Origin of the sequence: Aeromonas sp. 604282 (assembly GCF_049170575.1) — a bacterium.
Taxonomy (GTDB): domain Bacteria; phylum Pseudomonadota; class Gammaproteobacteria; order Enterobacterales; family Aeromonadaceae; genus Aeromonas; species Aeromonas veronii_A.
This window is the reverse complement of record NZ_JAAKMV010000017.1, coordinates 118,403-129,222: the sequence shown is the minus strand read 5'-3', so window position 1 is coordinate 129,222 and position 10,820 is coordinate 118,403. Positions and strand designations below refer to the sequence as shown.

The window sequence follows — 10,820 nt, the reverse complement described above, 5'->3', positions numbered from 1 at the left end:
GTATCGCCAAGCGGTAAGGCAGCGGGTTTTGATCTCGCCATCCCTAGGTTCGAATCCTAGTACCCCAGCCATTTTTACTTGTATTTGACTCACGTTGAACACAAGACGGCTATGTAGCTCAGTTGGTTAGAGCATCGCACTCATAATGCGGGGGTCACAGGTTCGAATCCCGTCATAGCCACCATCAATTTGCGGAAGTGGCGAAATTGGTAGACGCACCAGATTTAGGTTCTGGCGCCCTAGGCGTGAGAGTTCGAGTCTCTCCTTCCGCACCATTGATAGCAGTACCAAACAGACCAGCTCACGCTGGTTTTTTTGTATCTGACATTTGCCTCTCCCCAGTTTTTCTCTCGCGCCTCTATTAACCCAGCTCCACGTTAATTCCCGTCCACATCACTCTTCACTGATTCCGAGCACGCCTTGCCACTCTTGTCTCCTGGCCATAAAAAAGCGGCCCGCAGGCCGCTGGTATGAACATCCATCAACACAGTAGTCAGAACGGGAAGAACCAGGGAATAGCCACCACGCTGACCGCCATCACCAACAGGGTGAAGGGCACCCCGATACGGATAAAGTCGCCGAACTTGTAGTTGCCCGGCCCCAGCACCAGGGTATTCACAGGTGACGAGACGGGCGTCATAAAGGCGGCCGAGGCGGCGATGGCAATGGTCATGGCAAACGGATAGGGCGATACCCCCATCTGCTGCGCCGTGCCCAGCGCAATGGGCGCCATCAGTACCGCGGTGGCGGTGTTGGAGATAAAGAGCCCGATCACTGCGCAGAGCGCAAACAGGCTGGCCAGCATCACCCGCGGCCCCATCTCCCCCACCGAATTGATCAGGCCACCGACGATCAGATCCACCCCGCCGGTTTTTTGCAGCGCCAGTGCGAAGGGGAGCATACCGACAATCAGGATCAGGGTCGGCCAGTGGATCGACTTGTAGGCACTCTCCATATCGATGCAGCGAAACTTGCCCATCAGCAGACAGGCGATCAGCGCGGCAATGACGTTGGGCACCGGATCGGTCACCATCAGCAGGATCATCACCCCAAGGCAAATCAGTGCATGGATCGACTGACTGCGGGCGGGGGCCATCTCGTCCACCTCGGCCGGCAGTCCCATCAACAAAAAGTCGCGGCTGTGAGTCTGCAGTTGCCGGATATGGCTCCAGTTACCCACCACCAGCAGGGTGTCCCCCATTTGCAGCGGCTCGTCCACCAGTTTGCCAGCCAGAGCCTCACCATCGCGGCGCAGCCCCACCACACTCAGGCCATAGCTGGAGCGGAAGGTCACCTCCCGCACACTCTTGCCCAGCAGCTTGGATTCGGGTATCAGCGACACCTCGGCCATCCCCACCTCCCGCGCCTGATCGGAGAAGTACTCTCCACGCAGGATCATGGGCTCGAGCCGCGCTTCGCTGCAAAAATCCCGCACGTCCACCTCGGGATCGGACATATCGATCAGCAGCACATCCCTGGCCTGAAATTCACTGATCCCCGACACCGGCACCATCACCCTGCGAAACTTGCGCCAGCGCTCCACCCCGATAATGTGGGCGCCATAACGGGCGCGCAGTTGCAGCTCGTCCAGGGTATGGCCAATCAGGGGAGAGTCGGGGTGCAGCGCCAGGCGGCGGGCCCGACCGGTCAGCCGATAATCACGGATAAGATCGCGAAAAGTACGGCGCCCGGTCTGCTTGCCCTTGCCCTCCTCCCCCTCGCCCACCAAAGAGCCGCGCACCAGCAGCATGTAGAGGATGCCCAGCCCCAGGATCAGCACCCCCATGGGAGTGAAATCGAAGAAACCGAAGCCGTGTATGCCGTGGCGCATCAGCTCGCTGTTGACCACCATGTTGGGGGGCGTGGCCACCAGCGTCATCATACCGCTGATAAGCCCGGCAAAGCCGAGGGGCATCATCAGGCGACCGGCCGGGATCCCCATCCGGTTCGCCACACTCAGCACCACCGGGATAAAGATGGCCACCACCCCGGTGCTGCTCATCACAGCCCCCAGCGTCGCCACCGCCACCATCAGCAGCACCAGCAGCTTGGTCTCGCTGCTGCCCGCCACCTTCACCAATGCATCCCCCACCTGATAGGCGATGCCGGTGCGCACCAACCCCTCCCCGACTACAAACAGGGCGGCAATCAGAATAACGTTGGGATCGCTAAAGCCCGCCAGTGCCTCCGGCAGGGTGAGGGTGCCGCTCAGCACAAAGAGGATGATGATCAACAGGGCGACCACGTCCATCCGCACCTTGTTGGTCATAAAGAGATAGATGGCGCCAGCCAGCAGACAGAGCACCCAGACAAGCTCGGAATTCAATGAAACCTCCTTTTACAACACGATTCTCCTCCCGGAGAGTGGACTCTATCAGACCACAGCCGTGAGGCTATGGTCTTGTTACATATCAATAAAGTCCGGCCAGCTATCGCACCATAACCCATCAGCGCTTGAATAGGCGGTCATCGGATTGGATTTCTTTGATGTGTGCCAAGCACAGGGGGGACAAAAGTCCTGCCCGGCAGCTGTCGCACCACCTAGAATGGCACCCTCGCACTACCTCCATGCCAAGGATCAGAAAATGAGCATATTCGAGCTGTTCAGCATCAATAACACGCTGGTGACCATACCGCTGGGCGGCTACGCCATGTCGTGGATTGAAGCCATCGGTACCCTGTTCGGGCTGGCCTGCATCTGGTTCGCCAGTCAGGAGAAGACCATCAACTACCTGTTTGGTCTTATCAACGTCACCCTGTTTGCCATCATCTTCTTCCAGATCCAGCTCTACGGGCTGTTGCTGTTGCAGCTGTTCTTCTTCTGCGCCAACGTCTACGGCTGGTACGCCTGGACCCGCCCCGCCAACGATCAGGGGGATACCCTGCAGATCCGCTGGCTCAGCAAATCCAAGCTCATCGTCACTGCCGTGGTGAGCGTGCTGGCCATCGCCCTGCTGACCCGCTATATCGACCCGGTGTTCGCTGCGCTGGCGCGCACCTCGGTCTCCCTGCTCAACCTGTTTGGTGCCAACCTTGCCACTCCCGAGCCCTCCCCCGATGCCTTCCCGTTCTGGGATGCCACCATGACGGTGCTCTCGGTGGTCGCCCAGATCCTGATGACCCGCAAATATGTGGAGAACTGGATCCTCTGGGTGGTCATCAACATCATCAGCATCGGTATCTATGCGGCACAGGGTGTCTACGCCATGTCGCTCGAATACCTGATCCTGCTCTTTATCGCCGCCAACGGCACCCGCCTCTGGGTGATTGCCGCCAAGCGCCAGCCACTGGGGGTATAAGCCATGACGCTGCTACCCCATCTCCAGTGCCGCCCCGACCAGATTGCCGAGCGGGTGGTGCTGTGCGGCGACCCGGCCCGGGTTGATCGCATCGCCAGCCAGCTCGAACAGTGTGAAGTACTGGGCCAGCACCGGGAGTTTCGTCTCATCAACGGCCGTTATCAGGGAGTGCCGATCACGGTTTGCAGCACCGGCATCGGCGGCGCCTCGGCCATCATAGCGCTGGAGGAGCTGGTGCAAGCCGGTGCCCGATCGCTTATTCGGGTCGGCTCTGCCGGCGCCCTGCAGCACGACATCGGTCTTGGCGACCTTATCGTAGTGGAAGGGGCGGTACGCAATGAGGGGGCCTCGCAGGCCTATCTGCCTGCCGAGTACCCCGCCTGCGCCGATATCTGGCTGCAGGCCGCCCTGCTCAATCAGGTGGCGGCCAGCGGCCAGCCTCATTGGCACGGGCTGGTGCGCTCCCACGACAGCTTCTATCGGGATGATGAGCAGGAGGTGTGCCGCTACTGGCATGCCCGTGGTGTACTGGGCGCCGATATGGAGACCGCCTCCCTGCTGACCGTGGGGCGCCTGCGCAAGGTGCGGGTTGCCGCCGTGCTCTGCAACGTGGTGCTGTTCGAGCAGGATGTGCAAGATGGGGTCAATGAGTACGTCAACGCCGAGCAGGCCATGATGAACGGCGAGCGAAACGCCATCGCCGCCGCCCTCCACGCCTTGGTGCAATAACCCGCAAATCGTTAATCACGGCACATTCGACAGGAGGCGGGCTGGTATCCGGCCCGCGCTCTTGCTAGCCTCATGGCCCTCGTCATCGGTGCGACAGGTACGTCATGCAGCAACAGCCCTATCCCCTCGGCCGTTTTCACGCCGAACTCGCCAAACTGGAACCCCGCTTTGCCGCGGCGCTGGAAGCGTGCACCCTGTTTCTGCGTCGCTACCTGCCGGGCGAATCCATCATGCGGCAGGGGGAGCTGAGCGAGCAGCTCTATCTGGTGGGCGCAGGGCGGGTCTCCCTCAATAGCGCCGTCCACTCGGGCCGCATCTTCCAGCTCGGCGAGATTGAGTGTCACAGCCAGATCTTCGGCGAAATGGAGTTCTTCAGCGCCACACCGGTGCAGTGGAACGTGGTGGCCGAGACCGAACTGGACGCCCGGGTCATCTGTGCCGACAAGCTGGCCCAGCGCCTGCTGACCGAGCCCGAGCTGACCCTCTTCTTCGCCGCGGCGCTTGCCAGCGACTATCTCGATACCCTGGAGATCACCACCAGCCGGCTGCTCCACCCCATCGCCTACAACATCGCCTACGAGTTGTGGCGAGAACGCCAGCGCACCCCCATGCTGGGGTCACGCAAGCGGGCCCACGAGGCAGCTCGCTTCGGCACAACCGAGCGGGTTTACCGCCGTGCCCTCAAGGAGCTGGTCGAACAGGGCATAGTTGCCGACGGCAGCGACGGCCCCGTTATCGCCGATCTGGCCAAACTGCGCGCCTATCTCGACCTTTGATTTCCATTCACCTCATTTCGATTAACCCTGTCAGGAGAGAGCCATGTCTACCCATCCCGAATTCACCTTCTTCAGCCGCTTCGTCGCCGATATTCAGGCGGGCCGCAAGACCATCACCATCCGTGACAAAAGCGAGGCCAACTGGCAGCCCGGCCAGCGGCTGGCCCTCTTCACCAACCCGGAGCACCAGCCCTTCGGCACCATCGAGGTGCTCTCCGTCAATGCTGTAGCCTTCGATGAACTGAATGAGGAGCACGCCCGTCAGGAGAACATGACCCTCCCCGAGCTCAAACAGGTGATCCGTGATATCTACCCCGATCTACCGCCGCTCTATGTGATTGAATTCAAACTGATTGCCTGAGCCGGATTTGGCCTTTGCCGAGCGATATGTTAATAGTGTCCTCTTTTGAATCAGGGAGGTGACCCGAGTGTTTGAGATAGCGAGCCTGCGAGAGGGCATGATGCACGGGGTCGAGCTGTTCCAGCTGCTGCTGGAGATCATCTCCATCGCCTGTGTGGTAATAGGGCTTGGCAAGACCCTCTGGCTGGCGGCAAGAGTGCGGGATCACCAGCCCGGCTTTCCGCGCATTCGTCTCTGCTTTGGCAGCTGGCTTATTCTGGCGCTGGAGTTCCAGCTCGCCGCCGACATCCTGGCCACCACGGTCGCACCGAGCAAGGAGGAGCTGATCCGTCTCGCCATCATCGCGGTGATCCGCACCTTCCTGAACTACTTCCTCGGCAAGGAGCTGGAGGCACAAGCGGAACGCCAGCAGGAACCAAACGCCGAGCAGGCCAAGGCTGCTCAATAGCCTGTATCGCTGCGGTGCATCAGCGCTAAGTGCCGTGCCATCCCGACCACCTCCGTGGCTCGGGATGGCGCCTGTGTGACCCTCCCCGCACTTTTGGAAATCAGCCAACAATGGAACCCTTTTCAAGGTTTCCCCTGCCCTGTTGAGGGCCAGATCATCTGGGTAAGATAGGAATAACTCCCCCTCAACCGGCCGCACTGATGAATACGCACTCCCTCCACACGCCCGATATCGACCTCGATAGCTGTGTCATCTATCAGATCTACCCCATGAGTTTTCAGGACAGCGATGGCGACGGACTGGGCGACATCAACGGCATCCGCCAGCGCCTCGGTTATCTGGCCACCCTCGGGGTCGATATGCTCTGGCTCACCCCCATCTATCGCTCCCCCAAGCGGGACAACGGCTACGACGTGGCGGACTACCGTGCCATCGACCCCGCCTTCGGCACCCTGACCGAGATGGAGCAGCTGATAGCCGAAGCGGCCGCCCACGGCATCGGCATCATGATGGATATCGTCGCCAACCACACCTCCACCGAGCACGAGTGGTTTATGAAGGCGCTGGCCGGGGATCCCCGTTATCAGGGTTATTACGTATTCCGGGATCAAGCCTTTGTCGATGCTCACCCCATTACCTCGATTTTTGGCGGTAACGGCTGGCAGTACGTGCCGGAGCTTGATCGCTACTACCTGCACAACTTCGATCCCAGTCAGGCCGATCTGGACTGGGACAACCCGGCAGTGCGGGCCGAGATGGCAGCGGTGATCAACTTCTGGCTGGGCAAAGGGATCAAGGGGTTTCGCTTCGATGTGATCGATATGGTGAGCAAGGAGTGGGACCGACTGGCCATGAGCAACGGCCCGCGCCTGCACGACTATATCCGCGAGCTCAATGCCGCCAGCTTCGGCGGCAAGGGGATCATTACGGTGGGGGAGACCTGGGGAGCCGATCTCGCCCATATGCAAAACTATTCGAACCACGACGGCAGCGAGTTCAGCATGGTGTTCAACTTCGAGCATCTGGGGCTCGGCAGTGACAAGTGGTCATCCCGCTTCGATCCCCTCGCCTTCAAACGAGCCATGGCCCGCCACCAGCAAGGGCTGCACGGTCAGGGCTGGAACAGCCTGTTTCTCGGCAACCACGACCTGCCCCGCGCCGTATCACGCTTTGGCGATGACAGGCCAGAGTGGCGTGAAACCAGCGCCAACCTGTGGGCCATGGTGCTGCACATGATGCAGGGCACTCCCTTTATCTATCAGGGGGAGGAGCTCGCCATGACCAACCGCCACTGGCAGCCGGGCGAGCTGCGCGATGTGGAGGCGCTCAACTACCGCGCCAGCCAGTCAGGGCTGGATCCTGCCGAGCTGAGTCGGCGGCTCGATGCCATCGGCCGCGACAACGCCCGTACCCCGATGCAGTGGGACGCCGGCCCCCACGCCGGTTTCAGCACCACCACGCCCTGGATTGCCCTCAATGCCAACCACGTCGAGATAAATGCTGACGAACAGCTGACCCGCCCCGACTCACCGTTTCACTGCTATCGTCAGCTCATCGCCCTGCGCAAGGCTCACCCTGTCGTTCGTCACGGCAATTTCGAGCTGCTGGATGGGGATGATCCCGAGCGCATCAGCTATCGCCGCCACTGGCAGGATCCGGCTAGCGGAGAGCGGCACACCCTGCTGCTGCTCGCCAATCTCACTGCGAACCCCTTGCCGATGCCCCACTTTGACAAGGTAACAGACGGCATGAGCTTGCTGATAGGCAACTACCCTGGCCAGCCTGCACCACTTTTTGCCCCTTATCAGTGTGCGGTATGGCTAGCCGATTGATCAGGCATTGATAGATGCCAGCTCATGGCGCTTCAATGCCAGCAGAGTGATCAGCAGCGCCAGCGTGGCAATCAGCCCCATGCCGATATAAGTGGTGCTGAAACCTGCGGCCAGCAGATCGGGCCCAAGCCGACTCAGATCACTGCCACTACCGGCAGGCAGGCTGGAATGGAACAGCATGGCGCAGATGGCCACCCCGATGGCCCCCCCCAGCTCACGGCCAAAGTTGAACAGCGACATGCCGATGCCGCGATCTTCCCGTGGCAAGGCATTCTGTACCACCACCGAGAGGGCGGGCAACACCAGACCCAGGCCAATACCGGCAAAGCCGAGGGCCAGCTTGACCCAGGCATCAAAGTGGATCTGCCAAAGCGCCACTGCAGCCAACCCGAAGCCTACCGCCACAAAACTCTTGTAGTGACCGGTACGCCCGATGAGTTTGCCGCCGACAAAAGCGCCGGCGGTAATGCAGATCATGAAGATCACCATACTCATCCCGCTCTCACTGGCGCTCAGCCCCTTTTGCCACTGCATCTGCAGGGGTAGATAAACCAACACCGCAAACATCAGCAACTGGGAAAACATCACCAGCAGCACACTCACCAGATAACCGGGCAGCCGCACTAGATGGGCTGGCAGTATGGGGTCATGAGCGCGCCGTTCAATCAGCACCAGCAACATCAGAGAGACCGCCAGAGCCCCCGCCAGCCAGATGGCAGGGAGGGCTACCTCGGGTGAGAGCAACAACAGAGTCAGGGTGGTGACGGTAATGAGCAGTGCCGCCCCCTTCCAGTCGAAGCGACTGTGGCGACGCACATTGAGCTGTTTAAGATTGCGGTTGATCAGGTAGATCGCCAGTGCACCAAGCGGCAGGTTGATCCAGAAGATCCAGCGCCAGCTGAGTTGTTCGGTAAAGTAGCCACCCAGCAGGGGCCCGGCAATGCTGGAGACCGCATAGACCGCCGAAATGTACCCCTGATACTTGCCCACTTCCCGCGGCGGAATCGTGTCGGCAATCACGGTAAAGGCAAGAGCAATCAGGCCGCCCCCTCCCAATCCTTGCAGCACTCGGGCCACCAGCAGGGTCGGCAAATCCTGAGAGAGGGCGCAGGCGATGGAGCCTGCCAGAAAGAGACCAATGGCGATATTGAGCATCCGTACCCGGCCAAAGAGATCACTCAGTTTGCCATAGAGGGGCAGTACGGCGGTGGCCGCCAGCAGGTAGGCGGTGACCACCCAGGTGAGGGCGGCACCGGCGTGCAGCTCGGCACCGATCATCGGCAGCGGGGTGGTGACGATGCTCTTCTCCAGCGAACCGAGCGCGATCACCAGCGCCACACTAGAGAAGATGGTTTTAGGGGATATTTTCGAGGTCATAAGGGGACTCGCTGATCTGATATGCCAAAGGATCGGCAATTGAGCGAGTTATTGTCTCACAAATCAGCAAGAGATAGAAAAAACGGCGGCCACATCTGCCCGATCATGAGACAGATCCCATAATCGATGTCCCCAATCTGCTAGCCTGCCCTATTTGATTAGAGGAGTCCCCATGAACGCGCCAGAACAGTACGGATTTGATCACTACGATGCCCTGATTTTCGATATGGATGGCACCCTGGTGGACTCCATGCCCCTTCATCTGGATGCCTGGGAACTCACCTGCGCCGAATTCGGCATCCCCTTCGAGCGGGATCAGCTCTATCAATACGGCGGCATTCCCACCCGCAAGATCATCGCCATGCTGGCCGAGCAGCAGGGGCTGACGGTGGATGTCGAGGCCTTTACCCGCCGCAAGATTGCCCTCTATATGGCACATATCGACAAGGTCAGCGTCTTTCCCAAGATGTGGGAGCTGGTCAGGCACTATCACGGCAAGGTCAAGATGGGGATTGGCACCGGCTCACCGCGCAATCAGGCGGACCCCATCCTCAAAAGCACCGGGCTCGATGCCTATATCTCTGTGGTGGTCAGCGCCGATGATGTCACCAACCACAAACCGCATCCCGACACCTTCTTGCGGGTGGCCGAACTGCTCGGCGCCAATCCCGCCAACTGTCTGGTGTTTGAAGATACCCGGATCGGGCTTGAGGCTGGCAAGGCGGCAGGGATGGATACTCTACTGGTAATGGAAGGCGAACTGCACCAGAGGTAGATCGCAAGCGGACAGCGGCAACATGGCGCCTCCTCCCGGATGACGCACTGTTGCTGTTCAACTCCCGGATAAAGGCTGCTCCTGCAGACAGGAGATGAGCGTCGGCCCGGGGGAAACCGTCAAAGAGAGTGCATCGGCCATGGCTTTCTCCTGCCATGTCTGATGATGACGCAGCAACGCCAGCGCCTCAGCCGGCGTATCTGCAAAGACGGGGGCTGCCATGGCGGAAAATCCCTGCTCAACCAGCTGACGACGCTCATCGCTATAACGGGGGGCATTGGCATCGAGATAGGTAAGCACCAGGCCCAGCGTGAAGAAGTGATAGTTGGGCATCGAATGACCCTCAAAAATAAAGCGCCATTCTACTCCTTTTTGGTCAATTTCCAGCCTCAAACCCTTATCCGTCCGGTGATCTTGTTCACATTTTTGTTAACAATCTCGCAAATCATCATGTCACCGCACATGGCCTGTCCAGAGGACCCATCATCCCCGGCGTGCAATAGACAACCAACCACTGTAGAGACCCCTATCCATGGCCCCACGCCAGGTCGGCGTCATTCGGTTGCCTGATGCCTTGACCATACTGCCCCCTGTCAGCCGATATATTGCCAACTGCGGTCGCTCCGGTAAGGGGCCACAACACTGGTTACGCATATTTCACCAGATATATAAAAAGATAAAAACGCTCCGGTTCTGGGCCAGCCGTCAGCCTATCGATAATGAACAGCATCGCCCATGCAAATATTTGAATTATATTCCAGCCACATCTTTAACCACTGTTACATTCATGTCTGCTAGCATATTTTTGCGCGGCAAGATAGATGACTAAAAAACATAAAATACATATCTATGCACAATAAAATCGTTTGATGGCAGCTTGATGCATCGCATTAACCCTTTCTTTACACTCCTTCACTGCCAAGGTATCTGCCCCAACCCCCGCCTGGACTGGACTACTGCTCGATGCATGGCCATTGGCGGACAAACAGGTGACTATTCAGCATGAATTGAATAGCAATCACATTAAATTTGCACCCATTGAGCCATCTCATAGAAATGCAATCAGCGGTTTGCAACCCCTGATAGCCACTCATAGAATCGCAGCGTCTGAAATATCTACCCTGTCCTATCTTCCCTTATTCCTCTCAGTAATTGAGTGGATCACAAATAATAACCGGGGATGCCGCCGCTGGCGCAATGGCCACGGCGTACAACAAGATGGG

10 protein-coding genes and 2 tRNA genes are annotated in these 10,820 nt (G+C 59.0%); 9 read left to right on the top strand and 3 right to left on the bottom strand.

Translation table 11 applies throughout. From position 1 onward, the window contains the following. The first annotated feature begins 107 nt into the window (after nt 1-107). Together G5367_RS18190 and G5367_RS18185 are read left to right on the top strand one after the other, a co-directional pair. Nucleotides 108-184, top strand: a tRNA-Met gene (locus G5367_RS18190). 7 nt (nt 185-191) lie between these two features. Further along, nucleotides 192-275, top strand: a tRNA-Leu gene (locus G5367_RS18185). 218 nt (nt 276-493) lie between these two features. Here the strand turns inward: G5367_RS18185 and G5367_RS18180 are convergent. Then, entirely contained in the window at nt 494-2,326 is a 1,833-nt protein-coding gene (locus G5367_RS18180; RefSeq protein WP_421244691.1) for an SLC13 family permease, read from the bottom strand. Nucleotides 2,327-2,585: 259 nt separating this feature from the next. Here G5367_RS18180 and pnuC point away from each other — a divergent pair, with 259 nt between their 5' ends. The 6 genes from pnuC to G5367_RS18150 all read left to right on the top strand — a co-directional run bounded on the left by pnuC (nt 2,586) and on the right by G5367_RS18150 (nt 7,445). After that, entirely contained in the window at nt 2,586-3,299 is a 714-nt protein-coding gene (pnuC, locus tag G5367_RS18175; protein WP_421244692.1) for a nicotinamide riboside transporter PnuC, read from the top strand. 3 nt (nt 3,300-3,302) lie between these two features. After that, nucleotides 3,303-4,028 carry a nucleoside phosphorylase gene (locus G5367_RS18170; protein WP_201929140.1) on the top strand — a complete coding sequence of 242 codons (726 nt, stop codon included), beginning with the start codon at nt 3,303-3,305 and terminating at the stop codon, nt 4,026-4,028. Nucleotides 4,029-4,132: 104 nt separating this feature from the next. Next, nucleotides 4,133-4,804: a Crp/Fnr family transcriptional regulator gene (locus tag G5367_RS18165; RefSeq protein ID WP_421244693.1), complete on the top strand. Its 672-nt coding sequence runs from the start codon at nt 4,133-4,135 to the stop codon at nt 4,802-4,804. A gap of 43 nt (nt 4,805-4,847) precedes the next feature. Then, nucleotides 4,848-5,165 carry a N(4)-acetylcytidine aminohydrolase gene (gene yqfB / locus G5367_RS18160; protein ID WP_421294807.1) on the top strand — a complete coding sequence of 106 codons (318 nt, stop codon included), beginning with the start codon at nt 4,848-4,850 and terminating at the stop codon, nt 5,163-5,165. Nucleotides 5,166-5,232: 67 nt separating this feature from the next. Next, on the top strand, nt 5,233-5,613 hold the full coding sequence (locus G5367_RS18155; protein WP_421244695.1) for a DUF1622 domain-containing protein: 381 nt from the start codon (nt 5,233-5,235) through the stop codon (nt 5,611-5,613). A 200-nt stretch (nt 5,614-5,813) separates the two neighbouring features. Further along, complete coding sequence (locus tag G5367_RS18150) at nt 5,814-7,445, top strand: alpha-glucosidase (RefSeq protein ID WP_421244696.1); 1,632 nt, start codon at nt 5,814-5,816, stop codon at nt 7,443-7,445. Here the strand turns inward: G5367_RS18150 and G5367_RS18145 are convergent, their stop codons facing one another. Further along, nucleotides 7,446-8,822, bottom strand: a complete 1,377-nt coding sequence (locus G5367_RS18145; protein WP_421294806.1) for an MDR family MFS transporter — start codon at nt 8,820-8,822, stop codon at nt 7,446-7,448. It abuts the gene before it with no gap. Between the two features lie 172 nt (nt 8,823-8,994). Between G5367_RS18145 and G5367_RS18140 the strand changes: the two genes are divergently transcribed. Then, nucleotides 8,995-9,597 carry an HAD family hydrolase gene (locus tag G5367_RS18140; RefSeq protein ID WP_421244698.1) on the top strand — a complete coding sequence of 201 codons (603 nt, stop codon included), beginning with the start codon at nt 8,995-8,997 and terminating at the stop codon, nt 9,595-9,597. Nucleotides 9,598-9,654: 57 nt separating this feature from the next. Here G5367_RS18140 and G5367_RS18135 read toward each other — a convergent pair whose 3' ends face one another. Then, nucleotides 9,655-9,930, bottom strand: coding sequence for a hypothetical protein (locus G5367_RS18135; protein ID WP_421244699.1), 276 nt, complete (start codon nt 9,928-9,930; stop codon nt 9,655-9,657). Between the last annotated feature and the right edge of the window lie 890 nt (nt 9,931-10,820).